Source organism: Mycolicibacterium austroafricanum (assembly GCF_000612725.1).
Classification (GTDB): Bacteria; Actinomycetota; Actinomycetes; order Mycobacteriales; family Mycobacteriaceae; genus Mycobacterium; species Mycobacterium austroafricanum.
The window spans coordinates 211,606-232,131 of sequence record NZ_HG964456.1 but is presented as its reverse complement, the minus strand read 5'-3'; the positions used below and the strand labels follow the sequence as shown (position 1 = coordinate 232,131).

14 protein-coding genes are annotated in these 20,526 nt (G+C 66.9%); 7 read left to right on the top strand and 7 right to left on the bottom strand.

The genetic code is table 11. The annotated features are described in order from the left end of the window. Nucleotide 1: 1 nt before the first annotated feature. Nucleotides 2-1,405 carry an MFS transporter gene (locus BN976_RS23640; protein WP_036374582.1) on the bottom strand — a complete coding sequence of 468 codons (1,404 nt, stop codon included), beginning with the start codon at nt 1,403-1,405 and terminating at the stop codon, nt 2-4. A 232-nt stretch (nt 1,406-1,637) separates the two neighbouring features. Between BN976_RS23640 and BN976_RS23635 the strand changes: the two genes are divergently transcribed. From BN976_RS23635 to BN976_RS23625, 3 genes are read left to right on the top strand one after another with little or no spacing between them, the layout of a single operon-like run. Further along, complete coding sequence (locus BN976_RS23635) at nt 1,638-1,991, top strand: hypothetical protein (RefSeq protein WP_011780692.1); 354 nt, start codon at nt 1,638-1,640, stop codon at nt 1,989-1,991. Nucleotides 1,992-1,993: 2 nt separating this feature from the next. Continuing rightward, nucleotides 1,994-4,462 carry a nitrite reductase large subunit NirB gene (gene nirB, locus BN976_RS23630; RefSeq protein ID WP_036374580.1) on the top strand — a complete coding sequence of 823 codons (2,469 nt, stop codon included), beginning with the start codon at nt 1,994-1,996 and terminating at the stop codon, nt 4,460-4,462. Nucleotides 4,463-4,490: 28 nt separating this feature from the next. Continuing rightward, a complete protein-coding gene (locus tag BN976_RS23625) occupies nt 4,491-4,793 on the top strand; it encodes a Rieske (2Fe-2S) protein (RefSeq protein WP_036374578.1) in 303 nt (100 codons plus the stop codon). Here BN976_RS23625 and BN976_RS23620 read toward each other — a convergent pair. Beyond that, a complete protein-coding gene (locus tag BN976_RS23620; protein ID WP_036374576.1) occupies nt 4,783-5,391 on the bottom strand; it encodes a TetR/AcrR family transcriptional regulator in 609 nt (202 codons plus the stop codon). The genes BN976_RS23625 and BN976_RS23620 overlap by 11 nt on opposite strands. A gap of 105 nt (nt 5,392-5,496) precedes the next feature. Between BN976_RS23620 and BN976_RS23615 the strand changes: the two genes are divergently transcribed. Both BN976_RS23615 and BN976_RS23610 read left to right on the top strand, forming a co-directional pair. Beyond that, a complete protein-coding gene (locus tag BN976_RS23615; protein ID WP_011780696.1) occupies nt 5,497-6,432 on the top strand; it encodes a metal-dependent hydrolase in 936 nt (311 codons plus the stop codon). Next, a complete protein-coding gene (locus tag BN976_RS23610) occupies nt 6,425-7,582 on the top strand; it encodes a DUF7802 domain-containing protein (protein ID WP_036374574.1) in 1,158 nt (385 codons plus the stop codon). Before BN976_RS23615 ends, BN976_RS23610 begins: the two co-directional genes overlap by 8 nt. Here the strand turns inward: BN976_RS23610 and BN976_RS23605 are convergent. Genes BN976_RS23605 through BN976_RS23590 form a run of 4 tightly spaced genes read right to left on the bottom strand, consistent with a single transcriptional unit; the run spans nt 7,563 to nt 10,983 of the window. Next, nucleotides 7,563-7,955: a universal stress protein gene (locus tag BN976_RS23605; protein WP_036374572.1), complete on the bottom strand. Its 393-nt coding sequence runs from the start codon at nt 7,953-7,955 to the stop codon at nt 7,563-7,565. The genes BN976_RS23610 and BN976_RS23605 overlap by 20 nt on opposite strands. Continuing rightward, nucleotides 7,955-9,496, bottom strand: coding sequence for a tripartite tricarboxylate transporter permease (locus tag BN976_RS23600; protein WP_011780699.1), 1,542 nt, complete (start codon nt 9,494-9,496; stop codon nt 7,955-7,957). The genes BN976_RS23605 and BN976_RS23600 overlap by 1 nt, the downstream gene beginning before the upstream one ends. Then, the gene (locus tag BN976_RS23595) at nt 9,497-9,997 is read right to left on the bottom strand and encodes a tripartite tricarboxylate transporter TctB family protein (RefSeq protein ID WP_036374570.1); all 501 of its coding nucleotides are present in this window, start codon (nt 9,995-9,997) and stop codon (nt 9,497-9,499) included. Next, on the bottom strand, nt 9,994-10,983 hold the full coding sequence (locus BN976_RS23590) for a Bug family tripartite tricarboxylate transporter substrate binding protein (RefSeq protein WP_036374944.1): 990 nt from the start codon (nt 10,981-10,983) through the stop codon (nt 9,994-9,996). The genes BN976_RS23595 and BN976_RS23590 overlap by 4 nt, the downstream gene beginning before the upstream one ends. Nucleotides 10,984-11,076: 93 nt before the next feature. Here BN976_RS23590 and BN976_RS23585 point away from each other — a divergent pair, with 93 nt between their 5' ends. Continuing rightward, nucleotides 11,077-12,711, top strand: coding sequence for a sensor histidine kinase (locus tag BN976_RS23585; RefSeq protein ID WP_036374941.1), 1,635 nt, complete (start codon nt 11,077-11,079; stop codon nt 12,709-12,711). Further along, the gene (locus BN976_RS23580) at nt 12,704-13,369 is read left to right on the top strand and encodes a response regulator (RefSeq protein WP_036374568.1); all 666 of its coding nucleotides are present in this window, start codon (nt 12,704-12,706) and stop codon (nt 13,367-13,369) included. Before BN976_RS23585 ends, BN976_RS23580 begins: the two co-directional genes overlap by 8 nt. On the opposite strand, the gene BN976_RS23575 is transcribed toward BN976_RS23580, so the two are convergent. Next, nucleotides 13,366-20,304, bottom strand: a complete 6,939-nt coding sequence (locus BN976_RS23575) for a Calx-beta domain-containing protein (protein WP_235622120.1) — start codon at nt 20,302-20,304, stop codon at nt 13,366-13,368. The two genes, BN976_RS23580 and BN976_RS23575, sit on opposite strands and share 4 nt — an antisense overlap. Between the last annotated feature and the right edge of the window lie 222 nt (nt 20,305-20,526).

Genomic DNA, 20,526 nt, shown 5'->3' with positions numbered 1-20,526 from the left:
GTCACACGCCCGCCTGCGCCATCCGGGTGCCCTTACGCATGTAGAAGAACCATGTGACACCGAGCAAGACGATGAAGAAACCGACGTAGAACTGAAGGGCCGGCTGGATATTGCCGAACTGGGACTTCGACCACGCGTAGGCCAGCGGCACGATGAAGCCACCGAATGCGCCGACAGAGGAGATGATCCCGAGCGCTCCTGCAGCCTGACGGCGCATGTGCAACATCGTCAGCGGATCGCCACCGGCGTCTTCACCCTTGACCCGGAAGATCTTGGAGATCATTCGGTAGGTGGAGCCGTTACCGATTCCGGTCGCGACGAACAGGAACATGAAGGCGATGAAGAACACCGGCATGTTCTTGGCCTGCACCGACCACAGTGCACCGGCTGCGCCGATCGCCAACATGGCGAAACTCACCGCCGTGATGCGGGCGCCGCCGACCCGGTCCGACAGCTTTCCGCCGAGCGGCCGGGCCACCGACCCGATGCCTGCACCGAGGAACGCCCACATCAGAGCGATGTCACCGCGATCGAAGACCGCCTTGAGAAGCGTCGGAAACGCCGCCGAATAGCCGATGAACGAGCCGAACGTTCCGATGTAGAGCAACGACATGATCCAGGTGTCGGCGTGGCGCAGCGACTCCCACACCGGCTTCACATCGGCTTTGGCCTCGGTGAGGTTGTTCATGAACAGGAAGGCGCACACCGCCGCCGCCACGGTGAAGGGAATGTAGAACAGTCCGGCCAGCGACAGCGCCACGCCGGCACCGAGGGTCACCACGACCGGGATGATCTTCTGCGCCACGGCCACACCGATGTTGCCTCCTGCGGCGTTGAGGCCCAGCGCCCATCCCTTTTCGCTCTCCGGGTAGAAGAACGAGATGTTGGCCATCGAGGAGGCGAAGTTCCCGCCACCGAATCCGGCGGTCGCCGCGATCAACAGCAGCACCGCGAAGTTGATGTCCGGGTAGCTCACCGCCCAAGCCAGTCCCAGGCAGGGAATCAGCAGCAGCAGTGCCGAGATCACGGTCCAGTTGCGGCCGCCGAAGACCGGGACCGCGAAGGTGTAGGGCAACCGCAGGAATGCCCCGACGCCGCTGGGCACCGCGACCAACCACAGGGCCTGGGTGGTCGTGAGGGCGAACCCGGAGGCGGCCGGGCTACCGTCGGCGCCCGCGGTCATCTGAACGACGACGATGCTCCACAGCAGCCACACCGAGAATCCGATGTGTTCGGCAAAAATCGAGAAGATCAGGTTACGTCGGGCGACGGGCTTGCCGGTGGTCGCCCAGAACTCAGGGTCTTCGGGACGCCAGTCGTCGATCCAGTGCTTGCCGCGATGGCGCTCTGGTGCGGGCGCAGCAGTCGCGAGGGCGCCCGTCGATTCGCTATCGGTAACGGTCACTGAGGTCTCCTGTGCTGGATGGGTTCGATGCAGTCACGTGCCGCCACTAACGGCCTGCGCCAACTCAACTGCCAGGGCATTCCGCACCCATTGCACGTCGATGACCCTTGTGAAAACTAGCCCTCACACGTCGATACAGCTCACGGTGAGGCGACCGGGACGTGACCACGGGGATCCACGGCCGAATTACAGGGGAAACGAACGCGTAACAACCTGCTCATAGCTTCGGGGTGTGACCGACGGAAGCAGCCCCCGTTTCCTGCAAGGCGCCTACGCGTTTACCGGCGGTGGATACGACAAACCGGTGCCGATCGACGATTCGCTGCGCTACGTGGTGCCCGCCGGGGTCACCACCCAGCCGGTGTACTTCCGGGGCGGAAACTCGACGAAACAGATGATCAGCGTGGTGCTGTTCCGCGACGGGGCGCCCATGCGCCACTTCCCGATCGCGGCCAAGGGCGCCACCCACGTGGCGCTGCGGGTGGTGGAGGATCTGCTCGCCGACACCGTGCTCGAGCTCTGCGTCGCCGCGCCGGACGGGGTGGCGGGCACAGTGATCGTGGACCTGGGCCTGGTGGAGGTGTAGCCGTGGCGCAGCGCCTCGTCGTCGTCGGCAACGGTATGGCCGGCGTCCGCGCCCTGGAGGAAGTGCTCGCCCGCGGCGGCGGGGAACATTTTGAGATCACCGTCTTCGGTGACGAACCCTACGGCAACTACAACCGCATATTGTTGTCCAATGTGCTTGCCGGAGTGGATGATCCAACCGAGATCTATCTGAACACGCTGGACTGGTACAACGACAACGGCATCGACCTGCGGGCCGGGGTGCGGGTGGTGCGCCTGGACGCGTTCGCCCATCTGGTGCACGCCGACGACGGCACCACACTGCACTACGACAAGCTGATCCTGGCCACCGGGAGCCGCTCGTTCTTCCCGCCGATGGCCGGATTGTGGTCGGACAACCGGACATTGACCGACGGCGTGTTCGGGTTCCGCACGCTCGACGATACGGCGGCGATGATCGCCGAGGCGGCCTCCCGCAGCAAGGCGGTCGTCATCGGCGGCGGGCTCCTGGGCCTGGAAGCCGCGCGCGGGCTTCAGAATCGGGGTCTCACCGTCGATGTCGTCCATGCCGGACCCACGCTGATGAACGCCCAGCTCGACGACCCGGCAGGGGCGATCCTGCGGAAATCGGTGGAGGATCTGGGCATCGGGGTACACACCGACAAGCGCACCACCGAGGTGATCACCGACGACGCCGACAGGTTGCGGGGTGTGCTGTTCTCCGATGGTTCCCGGCTGGACTGCGACATGCTGGTGATCGCCGCGGGCATCCGGCCCAACGTCGGGCTGGCCCAACGGGCCGGGCTGACCGTCGAGCGGGCGATCGTCACCGACGACCACATGCGCTCGATCGACGACGACGACGTGTACGTCGTCGGTGAGTGCGCCCAGCACCGTGGGCAGGTGTACGGGCTGGTCGCCCCGCTGTGGGAGCAGGCCAAGGTGCTGGCCGACCACATCACCGGAACCGATCTCACGTCGGCGTATCACGGGTCGCGGGTCGCGACCAAGCTCAAGGTGGCCGGCGTCGACGTCGCCTCGATGGGCGTGAAGGCCCCCGAACATCCCGACGACGAGTTCGTGCAGTACTCCGAACCCAAGCACGGCGTCTACAAGACCGTCGTGATCCGCGACGGGAAACTCGTGGGCGCCACGCTCGTCGGCGATGTGTCGAAGGTGTCGTTCCTGACCCAGGCATACGACAGCGGGCTGCCGCTGCCCGACGAGCGGGTGGCGCTGATGTTCGACATCGGCACCCCCGATGTCGGCGTCGGGGTGGCCGAACTGGCCGACGACGCCCAGGTCTGCAACTGCAACGGCGTGACCAAGGGCGCCCTGGTGTCCTGCGTGCACGGCGGCGAGACGTCGTTGTCCGGCGTGATGGCCAAGACCAGGGCAGGCAAGGGCTGCGGATCATGCAAGGAGCTGGTCGGCCAGATCGTCGAGTGGGCCGCCGGTGGCGCGGTCACCGAGGATCCGTCGGCATCGTGGTATGTGCCCGGGATCCCGTACGACAAGCCGACGTTGATGCGCCACATCCGTGAGCTCGAACTGCATTCGGTGTCTTCGGTGTTCGCGGCGCTGGCACCGGACGGCAGGGAGGACGCCGGATCGAAGATGGCGCTGGCGTCACTGCTGGAGACGATGTGGGCCGACGAGTTCCTCGACGAGCGCGACGCCCGCTTCATCAACGACCGGGTGCACGCCAACATCCAGCGCGACGGCACGTTCTCGGTGGTGCCGCAGATGAAGGGCGGGGTGACCAGCGTGGGGCAGCTGCGCAGGATCGCCGACGTGGCCGAGAAGTACGAGATCCCGATGATCAAGCTGACCGGCGGACAGCGCATCGACCTGCTCGGGGTGCGGAAGGAGGATCTGCCCGCGGTCTGGGCCGACCTGGACATGCCGTCGGGCTACGCCTACGGGAAGAGCTTCCGGACCGTGAAAACCTGTGTCGGCAGCGACTTCTGCCGCTACGGCGTCGGCGACTCGACGGCGCTGGGCATCGCGATCGAGGAGCGCTACCAGGGGCTGGCCAGCCCGGCGAAGATGAAGCTCGCCGTCACCGGATGTCCACGCAACTGCGCCGAGGCGCTGTGCAAGGACCTCGGCGTCGTGGCGGTCGACGGAGGCCGCTGGGAGATCTACGTCGGCGGCGCAGCGGGCGCGCACATCCGCAAGGGCGACCTGCTCGCCACCGTCGACGACGCCCAGACGGTGATCACGCTGACCGGCAGGTTCCTTCAGTACTACCGCGAGAGCGCCAATTGGCTTGAGCGCACGTACAAATGGGTACCGAGGGTGGGCATCGAGCACATCCGCGCGGTGATCGTCGAGGACGCCGACGGACTGGCGGCCGGGTTGGACGAACGGATGCAGAAGTCGGTGGACGCGTACCGCGACCCGTGGCAGGACGGCCGGGAACCGGCATCGGTCGGCCAGTTCAGGTCGGCCCTGCCGTTGCTTCCGCTGCCCCGGGTGCCGGTGCGATGAGCGCTTGCGCGAAGAGCCGAGGATACCGATGAGCGTCGATGTCGGCTCGGTCAACGAGATCCCGGTGGGCGAAGGGCGCACGTTCGCGGTCGAGGGCACTCAGGTCGCGGTGTTCCGGTTGCGCGACGGTTCGTTGCGCGCGGTCGACGCGGTGTGCCCCCACCGGGGCGGGCCGCTGGCCGACGGCCTGGCCGACGACTGCGTGGTGGTGTGCCCACTGCATGGCCACACCTTCGACATGAGCACGGGCAGCGAGGTGACCGGTGCCGACTTGTCGGTACGCAGCTATCCGGTCGACGCAGTGGACGGGACGATCCGCCTCACGCTTTGACGCTCTGCGCCAGAATCGCGCTGCCCAGCCACCTCGTCAGGAAGCGGCGCAGCTCTTCAGGGGGGCGCACGTTGGGCGCGACGAAGAACGACAGCATGGTCCGAAGCGTGAACTCGACGAGGTCTCGCAGCGCCGCGTCGTCGTACCCGTAGCGCTGCCAGTCCACGTCGAAGCGGGTGATCATGCGCATGCCGAAGTCCTGCGCGAGGTCCGAGGTGACCTCGCTGGGCCTGGCGGCCTCACTGGGCGCCGACAGCAGGATCGCCAGGTGCGGGATCGCCGCGACGGCGTCGAGGGTGAACATCACGCCCTCGGTCATCGCGTCGGCCGGATCGTGAATGCCGCGCACATGCGCGGCGAGCTGGTCGAGGAATCCGTCGACGGATGCGATCGCGGCGGCGCGCATGAGTTCGTCGGCCGTCGAAAAGTAGCGGTACACCGTCTGCCGGGTCACCTCGAGCGACTCGGCGACGTCGGCGATGGTGATGGCCGCCCCCGTCCGGGCGATCAGATCGACGGCGGCAACGACGATGCGCTGCGCGGCTTCGGAGTCGGTGGCGGGCGGATCACCGCCCCAACCTCGGCGTTTGCGGGCCATCGTGGCACGACGGTAGCACAGGCGTTGACGCCGGACCGGCGATGCAGTAACCATACAAAGGACGATCTATTTGTATGATGACTGACGATTGCCGAGGACTTGGCCGTGACCGAACTGATAGTGCGCAAGCTGCGATTCGCCTTCGCCAACCACCACGTTCCGTTCCTGTGGAATGAGGACAACCCGGCGTTCTCGGCGATGGCGAACGCGGTGTCGTTCCTGGCGGTCGGGTTCGAGAAGATGATCGGCGGCATGATCCCCGAGGCGATGCCGCACATCACCGATCCGGCCGTCGCCGAGGAAGCCGATGCTTTCGTCCGCCAGGAGGGCCAGCACTCGATGGCGCACCGGCAGCACGTGAAGGGGCTCATCAAGGCCTATCCCGGATTGAAGGGAACGCTGGACAAGGTCATCGACTCCTACGACGAGATGACGGCGAGCACCCCGCTGAAGTACCGGCTGGCCTACACCGCCGATCTGGAGGCGACGTTCACCCCGGTGTTCAAGCTGATGCTCGACCATGACGACACGCTGTTCGCCACCGGCGACGACCGGGTGGCGTCACTGTTCTTGTGGCACTTCGTCGAAGAGGTCGAGCACCGCAGCTCCGCGCTGATCATCTACGACGCGGTCGTCGACGACCCGTGGTACCGGATGCGGGTGGCGCCGTCGATCTTCAAACACGTCATGGGCATCATCCGGATGGTGTCGGAGGAGTTCAACGAGCACGTTCCGCTGTCGGAGCGCAAGGTCGACGCCATGTCGACGTTCCGCATCCACCGCCGTAAAAAAGCTCTGCTGCAACGCCTTCCGTTCGTGGACGCGCCGTATGACGGCCCATTCGCCAACGCCTTCAGCCATCTGCCGCTGCGCGAGCAGCTCACCGCGCTGAGCGGCGTCGTACGCAGCCAGATCCCCGGCCACGATCCTGCCCACGAGGAGCTGCCCGCCCTGGCCCAGCAGTGGTTCGACCGTTACGAGGCAGGCTACGACGTGACCCGGTGGTACACCGCGACCGAGAGCGAGTCCGCCAATGTCTGAGCTGTGCACCCCGACGTTCGCCGACCTCGCTGCGCGGCTCGGCTTCTCGTGTGAGACGGCCGGCGGGCTCGTCGAGGTCCGTAACCCGTTCGCGTTGGAGAACTGGACGCTTCCGGTGCTCGAACTCACGGTCATCGTCGGCGCGGTGCTGGCGCTGGCGTACGCGATCCGACGGCTGCGCAGGCACAACGACCCGACGAACCTGGTGCTGTGGTTCGGCGCGATCGCCTACCTGCTCATCATCGAGCCGCCGCTGTACTTCCCCGGGGCGTTCGGCATCGCCGAGCACGTCGACACGATGTTCGCCCACAACGTGTTCACCGTGGAGTTCCTGTGGGGCCGGCTGCCGCTCTACATCGTGGCGATCTACCCGATGATGGCGACGGTGGCCTTCGAAATCGTCCGCCGCCTCGGCGTCTTCCGCCGGTACGGCACCCTCGTCGGCGCGGTGTGCGTCGGGTTCGTCCATCACGCGTTCTACGAGATCTTCGACCACCTCGGACCGCAGCTGCGCTGGTGGGAATGGACGCTGGAGCATCCCCTCAACCAACCCTTCTTCGATGCGGTGCCGCTGCCCAGCGTGGTGGTGTTCGCCGCGCTGTGGCCGATGTCGCTGGCGTTGTGCGTGCAGTTCTTCGTCGGGCGCCACGTGGATCAGGGTCAGCGGTTCAGCATTGCCCAGATTGTGCTGCGCACCATCGTGATCGGCGTGCTCGCCTCGATCGGCACCGTGATCCTGCCACTGCCGGCCACGCTCGCGGGCGGTATCTCGGGCAGCACCACGGTGGGCGGCGCGGTCTACGCCGCAGAGCTGGTGGCGATGGCGGCGGTCGCGATCCCGGTGCTGTACCTGCAGTGGCGCCGGCGCGCCGAAACTAGCGTCGTGTCGGAGGATTCCAGCCGCGTGATGTTCGGTTACGCCGCGGCCTACCTGGTGGTGATGGCCGCGCTGTGGGCCGCGGCGCTGCCCGCGTATCTCGGGGCCGACGGCGGCGTGACCGCGGCGGGCGATCCGATCGGCAGCCTCTGGTACACGGTGGTCTGCTTCGTGATCGCGGGATTGAGCCTTGCCGCGGCGTGGAGCACCGGATCGCGACGGGAGCGCATGCCGGAAAACCAGGACCGGACCGTCACATCTCCTCGGGTTTGACCGCGAGCACGGGTTTCGGGCATTCCAGGATCAGCTTCTGCGCAACACTGCCCAGCAACAACTTGCCGACAGGGTTGCGATGCCGGATGCCGACCACCAGCAGCTGCGCATCGCTGCGTTCCGACGCGGCGAGAAGTTCGTCGGCCGGGTCGACCCCGACCGGCTGGCGCAGCTCGTAGACCACCCCGCACTCGGCCAGCCGGGCCGCCACGTCCTGCACCTCGGACTCGCCGGCGAACCGCGCGTCGACGTAAGACTCCCCCGACGTCGCGTTGATCACCAGAAGCCCGGTGCCCCGCAGCTTGGCCTCGGCGATCCCGTGTTCGAGTGCGGCGTGTCCGAACGGGTCCGCGGTGTATCCGACGACGATCATCACACTTTCCCCGCCTTCTCTTTCTGGTCCCGGTCGTCCTCGACCACAAGCAACGTCTCCTCGCTGCGGTGCATCAACCGCAGCACCAACGGCGCGGCCAGCAGCAGGATCATCAGCACATACGTGATGATCGCGACGGGTTCGGTGAACAGGCTGCCCCACTCCCCGCCGCCGAGCTGAAGGCTCTGCCGCAGTTGACGTTCGATGCGCGGGCCGAGGATGACACCGATGATCAATGGCAGCACCGGGAGACCGAAGCGGCGCATCATCAGACCCATCAAGCCGAATATCAGCAGCAGCACCAGATCCAGCGGCTGCAGGTTGACCGCGAACGCACCCAGGGTGGCGAAGAACAGAATCCCGGCGTACAGGTACGGCCGCGGCGTGCGCAGCAACCTCGCCCACAACGGCGCCAGGGGCAGGTTCAGCACCAGCAGCAGGAAGTTGCCGATGAACAAGCTCGCGATCAACGTCCAGATCAGCAGCGGCTCCTTGTCGAACAGCGTGGGTCCGGGCTGGATGCCGTACGAGACGAACGCGGTCAGGATCACCGCCGCCGTCGCGTTGGTCGGTAGGCCCAGCGACAGCATCGGCACCAGGGTGCCTGCCGCGGAGGCGTTGTTGGCCGCCTCCGGTCCGGCCACACCTTCGATGGCGCCCTTGCCGAACTCCTCGGGATGCTTGGACAGCTTCTTCTCGGTGATGTAGCTCAGGAACGTCGGCAGCTCGGCGCCGCCGGCGGGCAGCGCACCGAACGGAAAGCCGAACGCGGTGCCGCGCAACCACGGTTTCCACGACCGGCCCCAGTCCTGCTTGCTCATCCAGGGGCGGCCGACCGGGATCACGTCGACCGGTCGGCGCCGCAGATGGGCGGCCACCCACAGCGCCTCCCCCACTGCGAACACGGCAACCGCGATCACCACGATGTCGATGCCGTCAGACAGCAGCGGGATTCCGAAAGTGGCGCGGGGCTGACCGGTGAGCGAGTCGATACCCACCACACCGATCGCGAGGCCGAGCAGCAGCGAGATCAGCCCGCGCATCTTCGACGAACCCAGAACCGCCGTCACCGCGACGAGCGCGAACAGCATGATCGCCAGATACGAAGGAGCACCGAGAGTCACGGCGAACCGCGAGATCATGGGCGCGAACGCCGCCAGCAGCGCGGTGCCGATCGAACCTGCCACGAAGGAGCCGATCGCGGCCGTGGCCAGCGCCTGGGCGGCGCGACCCGCTTTCGCCATCTTGTTGCCCTCGATGGCGGTGATCACCGACGACGACTCGCCGGGAGTGTTGAGCAGGATCGAGGTGGTCGAGCCGCCGTACATGCCGCCGTAGAAGATGCCGGCGAACATGATGAATGCCGCGCTGGGGCTGACGTTGTAGGTGATCGGCAGCAGCAGCGCGACGGTCATCGCGGGACCGATGCCGGGCAGCACGCCGACGGCGGTGCCGAGCAGGACGCCGATCACGGCGTAGAGCAGGTTCGTCGGAGTTGCCGCCTCGGCGAACCCCTGCAGGAGCCAGTCGAAGTTCTCCATCTACAGAATCCCATCCAGAATGCCTGCGGGCAGCGGGATTCCGAGCCCGGAGTAAAAGCCGTAAAAGCTGACGAGCGCCAACACCACGCCGATGACGACGTTGCGCAGGTAATGCCTGCTGCCCAGCACCGTGGCGCATCCGGCGAAGAACAGCGCGCCGGCGATGGCCCAGCCCAGAGGCTCGACGAGCACGATCAGCATGACGAACAGACCGACCAGCAGACCGACGGTGCGCCAGTCGCTGGGCATGTCGGGGTCGATGTCCTCGCCCGCGTCGGCCTCGCCGCGGAAGCCGCGCGGGATCGCGATCGCCAGGACGGCCGCCATCACCAACAGACCCACCCCGATCGCGATTGGAAACAGGCGTGGCCCCACAGGATCCACCTCGGCAAAACCACCCGGCATCGACATCGCGTCGTAGATCAGGAACGCACCGACGGCGACCATCACCGCGCAGACGACGTACTGCGCATAGTCGGGCTTGCGAATCTCGGTGTTCATACCAGCCCCAGGTCCGTCAACGTCGTCTCGACCCGCTTGTCCTGTTCGGTGAGGAACTCCTCGAACGGTTCCCCGGTCATGAACGCATCACTCCAACCGTTCTTCACCAGCGCCTCCTTCCACGCCTCCGTGGCGTGCAACTCCTCGAGCACCTTGACCATCGCGGCCCGGTCCTGATCCGAAATCCCCGGTGGCGCAATGACTCCGCGCCAGTTGGTGAAGGTCAGGTCGATGCCGGCCTCGGTGAGTGTGGGCGCGTCGACGCCCTCGACCCGCTCCTCGCCGGAGACGGCGAGTACCCGTACCTGACCGGACTCGATCTGGTCGACGTACTCGCCCAGGCCGGAGGTGCCGGCGGCGATCTTGTTGCCGAGCAGCGCGGTGAGCAGATCACCGCCGCCGTCGTAGGACACGAAGTTGACCTTCGTGGGGTCCACCCCGACGGCCCTGGCGGTCTCCATCGGGAACAGGTGGTCCGGGCCGCCCGGGTTGGAGCCCCCGCCGATCGTCACCTTGGCCGGATCGGCCTTCCACGCGGCCACGAAATCCTGCACCGTCGTGAACGGTGAGTCGGCCGGAACGAGAATGCCTTCCTGTTCCTCGACCATCTTGGCCAGCGCGGTCGCGTCCGAGGCGCGGGCTTTGGAGCCGTTGGTGAAGGTGGCGCCCACGACGCCGAGGCCCATCATCATCATCAGGTCGCCGTTGCCCTGTTCGTTCATCAACCGGGCCATCGCGACGGTGCCGCCGGCCCCGATGACGTTGAACACCTCGACGCGACCGGTGATCTCGTCGTCCTCCATGATCTTGACCGCAGTGCGCGCCGTGAGGTCGTAGCCTCCCCCGGGACTGTTGGGCACCATCATGCGCAGCCGGTGCAGACCGGTCTGTTCACCGCGGGTCACCCCGCAGCCGGTGAGCAGCAGCGCGGCGATCACGGCGATGGTCAGGCCGATGAGCGTGCCGCGCCGACTGGATGCGAACATGTCGTCCCCGATCACTTGGGTGGTGATGCTCAGCAATACTGGACCCCGACAGTGACCCACGTCACCCATGTGAACGCAAAGGAAGTATTGGTCATTAAGAACACGCCGTCGGCTGTCGTCGGCCTGGTACGGGGGCGCAGCCTCGCCGGGCAGTTCCTGGCGTCGCAGCTGGTCGTCGTCGCGGTCGTGCTCGTCGCTGTGGCCGCGGTATCGGTGGCCCAGTCCGAGGGCGAGTTCCGCGAGGTGCGCGGGCAGCGCATGATCGCCGTCGCGGAGAACATGGCATCCGCCCCGATCGTGCGGGAGCGCAGCGAGCAAGACCCGGCCGACCCGTTCATCGCCCGCACGCTCGCGCCGGAAGTCGACCGGGCGGTCGCGCTGTCGGGCGCCGACCTCGCCGAGTTGCTGGGTCCGGACGGCACCGTGCGGGCGTCGTCGGATCCGTCGCGGATCGGCGCCCGGGTGGATCTCGGGGTCAGCCGCGCCGACGAGGGCCGGGCGTGGTTCGGCGACGCCGACATCGACGGCACGCACAGTCTGGTCGGCCAGGTGCCGATCCTGTCCACCGACGGAGGGGTGCTGGCGGTGGCCTCGGTCAGCGAGGGGTATCCGTCGACATGGGCACTGCTGACCCGCGCCGGCGAAGGTCTGTTGGTCTACCTCGGCCTCGGCGCGATGTTGGGCCTGGTGGCGTCGTGGCTGCTGTCGCGTCGGATCAAGCGGCACACCCGGGGGTTGGAGGTGGCCGAGATCGCCAGCCTGGCCGATCACCGGGAAGCGTTGCTGCACAGCATTCGTGAGGGCGTCATCGCGGTGAACAACGACGGTGGGATCACCCTGCTCAACGACAGCGCCCGCACCCTCCTCGGGGTGCCGGACAGCGCGGTCGGACAAGGTGTCGACACCGTCGGGATCGACCCGGCCGTTGTGTCGTTCCTGATGTCGGGTGAGGACGACGGTGGTGACGGGGATACCGTCATCGCGACCAGGACCCGCGTGCTGGCGCTCAGCCGTCGCGCCACGACCAGTGGTGGCAGGCGGATCGGGACCGTCACGACCATGCGCGACAGCACGGAACTCGCCGCGCTGCAGGGACAACTGTCCTCACACAAGAGCGTGACCGACACCTTGCGGGCCCAGACCCATGAATTCGCCAATCAGCTGCACACGATCTCGGGGCTGGTGCAGCTCGGTGAGTACGATGCGGTGCGTGAGCTGGTGGGCACGTTGACGCGCCGGCGCGCCGAGATCAGTGATGCGGTGACACAGCACATCTCCGATCCCGCGGTGGCCGCCCTGCTGATCGCCAAGACCTCGTTGGCGGCCGAGAGCGGGGTATCCCTGCTGCTGGACCCGCGATCCCACCTGAACCCGCTCGACCTCGCGATGGCGACGGACGTGATCACACTGCTCGGCAACCTCATCGACAACGCCGTGGACGTGTCCGTCGGCGCTGCGGACGCGCGGGTGACCATCTGCATCGACGACCGTGACGGGCTGGCGATCTCGGTGCTCGACACCGGACCCGGTGTGCCCGAACACCTTCGCGAGGCGATCTTCGCGCGGGGTATCACCTCCAAACCCGAGGTTCCCGGTGGCCGCGGTATCGGGCTTGCGCTGGTGCGGCTGGTGACCGCGCAGCACGGCGGCACCATCGAGGTCAGCGACGGACCCGGCGGCGGGGCACGGTTCCTGGTACGGCTGAAGGCGGTGTCGCACCATGCGTGACGTGCTCGTCGTCGACGACGATTTCATGGTCGCCGACATCCACCGCCGGTTCGTCGATCGGGTGGACGGCTTCCGCGCCGTCGGCGTCGCGCGCACCGGAGAGGAGGCGTTGACCGCCACCAAGGAGCTGCGGCCGCAGTTGATCCTGCTGGACGTATACCTGCCGGACATGACCGGTCTGGATGTGTTGCAGCGCCTGCGCTCCGAGGGCGACCGCGTCGACGTCATGATGATCACCGCCGCCCGCGAGCTGGACACCGTACGCGGAGCCCTCGACGGCGGCGCGGCGGACTATCTGATCAAGCCGTTCGAGTTCGCCCAGTTGCAGGCCAAACTGCAGGCGTTCGCCGCCCGCGCGGACGCACTCCAGTCGGCGAGCGGCGTCGACCAGACGCTGATCGACACGTTGTTCGGCGGCCCCGCCGTCACCCCGGCCAAGGTGCTGCCCAAGGGCCTCGGGGCCGAGACCGGCGAGCTGGTGCTCGCGGCAGTACGCGGCGCCGGCGAGGTCTCGGCGGCCGAATGCGCTGATGCGGTCGGCATTTCGCGGGTGAGTGCCCGGCGCTACCTTGAGCACTACCTCAGCGTCGGCGCCTTGGAGCTACGCCTGCAGTACGGCGTCGGGCGTCCGGAGCGCCGATACCGGATCGCCGGCTAGACGATCACCCGGTCGACGATGGTGCCGGCGCCGGTCGGGTCGGCGATCGTCGCCCCGGCCGGACTGGACAGTGTGACGACGAAGCTCTCGTCGCCTTCCATGATCGTGTCTCCGAAGACGACCACGGTGATCGTCTTACTGGTCTCGCCCGGCTGGAACGTCAGCGTGCCCGAGGTGGCAGCGAAGTCGCTGCCGCCGGTGGCGGTGCCGTTCGACGTCGCGTACTGGACCGTCACGGCCTGGGTGGACGGGGCGGCCAGCGACACCACGAAGTGTGCCAGCACACCGGGGCTGCCTTCATCGAAGTCGAACTGGATGGCCTGCAGGTAGGCCATCTTGTTCGTGTTGACCGTGTTCCAGTCGTCGGCCAGGATCCCGCCGGTGTCGGTGGAATTCGGGTTCCACGACCAGAACGTCCACGACATGTCCTCGGTGCCGGCCGCGATGTCGATGGTGCCGTTGTTGTCGAAGTCGCCGGACAGATACGACGTGATCGCCTCGTACCAGACGACGTCCTTCGGGTCGGTCATCCTGGTGCCGAACTCGCCGAGGTAGATCGGCGCGATGTTCTGCTCGTAGATGTAGCCCCACATCTGCTCGAACTTGTCCGGCAGCGCCGCCCCGAAGTCGGCGGTCTGGAACCACGGCTGGTTGTACACCGAGTTCGGGTAGTCGTGCGGTGAGTACACCACCCGGTCGGGCACGTTCAACACGATCGGGCGGTCTTTGACGCCCATCAGGTTGCCACCCCACCAGTAATTGTTGCCCTGGTCGGTCTCCACGCCCTCCACGAAGATCAGCCAGTTCGAGTTCACCGAGAGCACGGCGTTACCGGCGCGCTCGGCAGCGGCGGCCCAGTCGGTGGCTCCCCCACCGCCCCACGTTCCATTGTGCGGTTCGTTGTGCAGGTCGGCACCGATCACCGTCGGATCGTTGGCATACCGCTGCGCCAGCATCTTCCAGTCGGCGATCCACGCCGCCTCGGTGTAGGAGCCCTCGTACCACAGGCCGTTGCCATTCGGGCCCGCTCCTGCACTGCTGCGGTGATGGTCCAGGATGACACGCATCCCGATTTCGCCGGCGTACGCGACGATCTTGTCCATGATCTGCAGCGAGCTCAGCCCGACCAGGTCGGGATTCTTCGAGAAGTCGATGCCGGACGGCGCCTTGGTGGTGTGCAGGCTCTCGCTGGAGTACGCGAGCCGGATCGTGTTGAAGTCCAGCGCCGCCATCTGGTTCATCATGTCTTTGTAGTTGCGCGTCCACAGGCCGTGCGGCGTGAAGATGTCGCTCTCCATGCCGAACCAGTTGACGCCGGCGATCTGTACCGGGTTGCCCGCCGAATCGACGATCTGGTTGCCGGCGGTCTTGAACCAGCCGGCCGCGACCCCGGTGCCGGGCGCGCCTTCGGTCACCGAGGCATCCGAGATGCTCAGCGACACGTTGCCGGGCACCGCGACGTCGTCGTTGGTGATTGTCCCGGTGGCGGAGCCGTCGGACACGGTCGCGCCGCTGGGGTTCGAGAGTGTCAGCGTGAAGGTCTCGTTCGCCTCGACCGCGGTGTCACCGGTGATGGAGACCTGGATCTGCTGCGAGAGCACTCCCGGGGCGAAGGTCACCGTCCCCGACTTCGCGGTGTAGTCCACGCCGGCGGTGGCCGTACCGTTGCCGGTCGCGTAGGTGACGGTTACCGGCGTGGTCGACGCCTTCGACAGTGTCACCACGAACGTCATCTGTGTTGCGCCGCTGTGTGCTTCGTTGACTGCGGCATCGGCGACCGACACCGTCGGCTGCACAGGGGCCGACGCCTGTCCGTTGACGACGAAGTTGGTGGCCGTCGCCGAAGCACCTCCTGGAGATGCCTGAAAGCCGAAGCTGACGGTCTGGTTCGCCGCGACCTTGGGGTTCCAGGAGGCATTGCGCACCACGTAGTGGTTGCCGACCCTGCTCACGATCTCGGCGTTCCAGATGTTGCTGATCTGCGCAGGGGTGTCGAATTCGACTGTCCAGCCGTCGAGTCCGGCAGACCCGGCTGTCACGGTGACGGTAGCGGTGAAGCCGGAGCCCCAATTGTCGTTGACCGCCAACGTGGCCGACGAATTGCCCGGCGTGGGGGTGGCCACGTCGTCGTTGGTGACGGTGCCGACCGCGGAACCGTCGGCGATGGTCACCCCGTTCGGGTTCGAAAGGGTCAGCGTGAACGTCTCGTTCTGTTCGACGACCGTGTCGCCCAGGATCGGGACCGTGATCTGCGCGGTGGTCGCACCGGCGGCGAAGGTCAGAACACCCGAGGTCGCGGTGAAGTCACTTCCGGCGGTCGCGGTGCCGTTCGACGTCGCATAGGCGATGCTCACCGGCGTCGCCGGCGCCTTGTCCAACGTCACCACGAACACCATGTTCTTTGTGCCGCTGTCGGATTCGGTGACACTGGCGTCGGCGATCGCGACCTTCGGCAACACCACCGGGGCCGGACCCTGACCACCGGCGGGCACGCCGTTGACGACGAAGCCGGTGGCCGTCGCCGTGGCGCCGCCAGGGGACGCCTGGAAGCCGAACTCGACGGTCTGCCCGGCGACGACCTTGGGGTTCCACGAGACGTTGCGCACCACGTAGTGGTTGCCCACCTGGCTGACGATCTCCGCGTTCCAGATGTTGCTGATCTGTGCCGGCGAATCGAATTCCACTGTCCAGCCTGAGAATCCGGACGTCCCCGCGGTCACGATGACCGTCGCAACGAAGCCGGATCCCCAGTTGTCGTTGACGACGTACGTCACCGACGAGTCAACCGGGGTCGGGGTGGTACCACCGTCGTCGTCGGTGATGGTGCCGGTGGCGGTGCCGTCGGCGATGGTCGCACCGGTCGCACTCGACAGCGTCACGGTGAGCGTCTCGCTCGATTCGGCAAGGGTGTCGCCGAGGATGTCGACGTGCACGGTGCGCGACGTGACGCCCGGCGCGAACTCGATGACACCCGAGGCTGCGGTGTAGTCCACGCCGGCGGTCGCGGTGCCGTTGGCTGTGGTGTAGTGCACCGTCACCGCCTCGGTGGACGCCCTGTCCAGGGTGACGACGAACATGAAATGGGCATGATCGCCGTTGCCTTCGGCCACCGCGAGGTCGGCGATGGAGATCACCGGCGGCGGTCCGGACACCGGGTTGACAGTGCCGTAGTCGTTGAAGACGTTGCTGAAGCTGCCCTCGGGGGCGTTGGTCCCGGAGGTGTTGGTGGTGGCCTGGCCGAGATTGCCCGGTTTGTCGCGGTTCACCGACCACATCGACAGCATGCCGAGATCCTTTGCGCGGGCGAAGTCTTCGAGTGCCTGCGCATCGGCGACGGTGAACACCTCGGTCAGAACGTCGTTGACGCCGATCATCGGGGTGACGCCGAGCTGGTTCCAGCCGAAGCTCTGCCCATGCTGGGTGTAGAGCGCGGAGAGCTGCGCGTGGGTCGACTCCGCGGCCTGGATGGCGTAGGCGCCCATGGTCTTTGCGTTCGGCCCGCTGGTGGGCGCAGCCGACTCACCGTAGTCCATCGCCATCACGTTGACGCCGTCGAGCTTGACACCGGTGGTCAGCGCGGCGCGTACGACGTTGAGGCCGTCGGCCGTCAAGCCGGTGGGCAGCACCGGCAGGGTGTACCAGATCTCCAGGTCGGGCTTCTGCTGTTGCAGCAGTTTCAGCGCCTGGGCGTTCAGCGCGATCGACGCCTGGTCGGCCACCGCGGCACCTTCGATGTCGAAGTCGATGCGGTTGAGGTGGTAGGTGTCGACGATGCCGGCGTATGCGGTTGCCAGTGCCTGCGCGCTGAGCCCACGGGTGGCGTACCACTGCGCCAGGCTGGTTCCCGACGCCCCGCCCAGGGAGATCATCACGTCGCCGCCTGCGGCCTGCAGCGCCGCGATCGACTGGTTGATCGCCTTGGCCTGGTCGAAGTCGGAGTCCGGGGTCAGCGCCGACAGCCCGGCCCACGCCAGCTTGCCGTCCGGCGTCGCCTGCAGGAAACCGAGGGTGATCAGCGACGTGCCGTAATTCCGGGCGATGGCCAGCAGATCCGGCACCGGCCACGCACCCATGTCGACGTAGGGCGCGAAGTACGCCTCGCCCCAGAGCGCGTCGCCGGGGTTACCGGAGTTGACGCCGCCGGTGCCGGGCACCACGGTGTCGTCGTCGAGGATCGTCCCGGTCGCCGAACCGTCACCGATGGTGGCGGCTGTCGGGCTCGACAGCGTGACGAGGAACGTCTCGCTCGTCTCGGCGAGCGCATCCCCCACGACGTCGACGTGTACCAGTTGCGAGGTCACGCCGGGTGCAAAGGTGATGGTGCCCGAGGTCGCGCTGTAGTCGAGGCCGGCGATCGCGGTGCCGTTGGAGGTGGCGTAGCTGACGGTCACCGTCTCCGTCGACGCCTTGTTCAGGGTCGCGACGAACATGAAATGGCTGTGATCGCCGTTGCCTTCGGTGACGGACAGGTCGGCGATGGAAACGGTCGGCGGCGTGGCAGGCGCCTGGTCGATGTCGTCGTTGCGGATGGTGCCGACTCCGCTGCCGTCGGCGATGGTCGCGTTCAGCGGGGAGGACAGCGTCAGCGTGAACTGCTCGTCGAGTTCGACGAGGGTGTCGCCGTTGACCGTGACCGTGACGGCCTTGGTCGTCTGTCCGGGCGCGAACGTGAGCGTGCCGACCGCCGGGGCATAGTCGCCGCCTGCCGCGGTGGCGGTGCCGTTGCTCGTGCTGTAGCTGACCGTGACCGTCTCGGTGGACGCCTTCGACAGCGTGACGGTGAAGTTCACCGTCGACGTCCCGGAGTTCCCCTCGGACACGCTGCCGTCGCTGACCGACAGGCTCGGCTGCGAAACAGACTGCCCCGCACTGTAGATGAGGTTGCTCCACTTGGTCCGCGCACCGTCGTCGAGCGCGACGATGTTGCTCGTCTGCAGCTCGCCGATGGCCACACCGGTGAGGGTGTACGACTGGTCGTTTCCGGTGATCGCGATGCGGGTGGAGCCGGCGACCTCGGTGACGTCGAACTCGTGGGCCTTGAACCAGCCGAAGTCGAGCTTATCCGTGGACGGGTCGAAGTCGAGCGTGGCGTGACTTCCGTACTGCCAGGAAATCGTTGTGGTGGTGCCGGTTTCGCCGGCGGGCGGCTGGCCGTCACCCGCGGCGGTGGGCCAGCTGTCGGTACCCGCCACCGGGACACCCTGGGGCAGGATCTGCGAGTCCGACACCGCTCCGATACCCAGCTGCTGGTTGAGCCGGTCTTCGCGCACCTGGGCATTGTGGAAGATGAAATTGCTCGCGGTGAGCTGGCTCTTGGTGACACCTTGCAGGATCAGGGCCTGACCGGTGCCGGCGTTGGAGATCACCACGCCCTCGGGGGTGTCGGACATGTACACCTGTTCGCGGGTGCCGAAATAGCGGAAGTCGACCACATCGGTGGCCGCATCGAAGGCCACCCTGTCGATCTGTCCGACTTCGTGGGACCGTGCATAGACGGTGTCGGGCTGCGGGGTGACACCACTCTCCCAGGCGAGCGCGCCGGAAAGGTCCTGGCGGAGATGATCGTTGATGACCGGAGTGAAGCTGTCGACGGTGAGCTGGCTCAGAGACACACCCTTGACGACAGCGGTCTCGCCGGACCAGGGGTTGCGGAAGCCGACCCCCTCGGCCGTGTCGACGACGATGAAGTTGTGCACCGACACATCGCCGAGATCCAATTTGTCTCTGGCAGGATCGAATCCGACGATGTCGGGCCCGGATGTGACGACGTGGTGGATCGTGCCCGTCGCGGCGCTGGTGGCCGCGAGTGCGGTGGCGCCGCTGCGCGCAGACGTCGTCTTGGTGACCACGCCGCCGGAGTCCACGGTGATCGCCACGGGGACCCGAGTCTTGGTGGGACTCACCGAGATCAGGTGGAATCCGGCGTCGCGAACCTGAATGACGAAGCTGTCGGTGCCGGCGGCCGAAGCCAGCAGCGGGTTGACCGTGTAGGTGAAGTTGCCTGAGGCGTCGACGGTCACGGTGCCCTTGGTCGGCGCCTGCACCACCGTGTAGACCAGTCGGTCACCTTCCGGATCGGAGGCGGTCAGCGTTCCGGTGATCAGGCCGGGCGCCGGCTGGCTGGACCACGCGAGCGCGGCGGTCGGCCCGTGGTTGGCGAAGAGTCGGTCCATCTCGCGGCGGATCGCGCCGAACACCGCGGTGACGAACTCGAACGCCGGCAACGGCACGGCGCCGTTGGCCGCGGACGGACCGATTCCCAGCACACCCAGGAACTTCGACACGATGCTCGCCAGCCCGGTGGACGCGGTCGCGGTGTCGGTCTCGGCTGCTGCAGACGAGACCGACACGGCCATCGTCGGGGTGGCGGGCTCGACTGCCGGTGGGGCAGCATCCGGCGTGACGGCGTCGTCGGCACCGCGGTGGCCGGCCGGCGCGTCCGTGGGCTCGGGGCCGGTGTCGAGATCGTCGGCTTCCGGGTCGGCGTCCCCGTCGGTTTCCTCGTCGACGGGCGAGTGCGCCTGGTGGCGATCGGCCTGCTGCGACTCATCGTTCGGTTCGGCAGCCGGCGTCGCATCGTCTGCAGGCGGCTCGGCCGCGACTTCTCCCGGCGGAGTCGCGGTGTCCTCGTCGTCTCCCTCGGGCGAACCGTGCTCCGCCAGGTCGTCAGATTCCTCGGCGTCGGGACCGTCGGAGTCTGCATCCTCCGAGCCCACGTCGTCGGTCTCCGACGAGGTATCCCCCGGGTCTTGACTGCCGACGCCGGCGGCGTCGGACTGGTCAGCCTTCGCGCTCGACTCACCTGCGGTGCTGTCGTCGGTCGAGTCGGCGGCCGCCACGGCGGGGACCGCGAGCCCGATGCCCAGCGCCACAGCTAATGCACCGACACGACCAACAAATCGTCCGTAACCCATCAGCAACGCACTCCCGTCCATTTTGCGACACCCGACCCACGGGGTTGAGACCAAACTCGCCGCCCATCACAATGTGATATTGACGACTATGAAAGGCATAGAACACGAGTCGGGGCGGATCGTCAAGCAACCAAGTTCAGACCGGGTCGGTAACGCCTGCCGCGGCACCAAGCAAACTATCGAAACGTGATAGACCCTGGAAGTTGCCTGTGTAAATTTGCTTTACACCGAGGGGTCGCACAG

What these genes read in the sequence shown, in the direction of transcription:
- BN976_RS23625 (WP_036374578.1), top strand. Translation starts at nt 4,491, where the DNA reads ATGAGCGTCGATGTCGGCTCGGTCAACGAGATCCCGGTGGGCGAAGGG.
- BN976_RS23620 (WP_036374576.1), bottom strand. Translation starts at nt 5,391, where the DNA reads ATGGCCCGCAAACGCCGAGGTTGGGGCGGTGATCCGCCCGCCACCGAC.
- BN976_RS23610 (WP_036374574.1), top strand. Translation starts at nt 6,425, where the DNA reads ATGTCTGAGCTGTGCACCCCGACGTTCGCCGACCTCGCTGCGCGGCTC.
- BN976_RS23605 (WP_036374572.1), bottom strand. Translation starts at nt 7,955, where the DNA reads ATGATCGTCGTCGGATACACCGCGGACCCGTTCGGACACGCCGCACTC.
- BN976_RS23600 (WP_011780699.1), bottom strand. Translation starts at nt 9,496, where the DNA reads ATGGAGAACTTCGACTGGCTCCTGCAGGGGTTCGCCGAGGCGGCAACT.
- BN976_RS23595 (WP_036374570.1), bottom strand. Translation starts at nt 9,997, where the DNA reads ATGAACACCGAGATTCGCAAGCCCGACTATGCGCAGTACGTCGTCTGC.
- BN976_RS23590 (WP_036374944.1), bottom strand. Translation starts at nt 10,983, where the DNA reads ATGTTCGCATCCAGTCGGCGCGGCACGCTCATCGGCCTGACCATCGCC.
- BN976_RS23580 (WP_036374568.1), top strand. Translation starts at nt 12,704, where the DNA reads ATGCGTGACGTGCTCGTCGTCGACGACGATTTCATGGTCGCCGACATC.
- BN976_RS23575 (WP_235622120.1), bottom strand. Translation starts at nt 20,304, where the DNA reads ATGGACGGGAGTGCGTTGCTGATGGGTTACGGACGATTTGTTGGTCGT.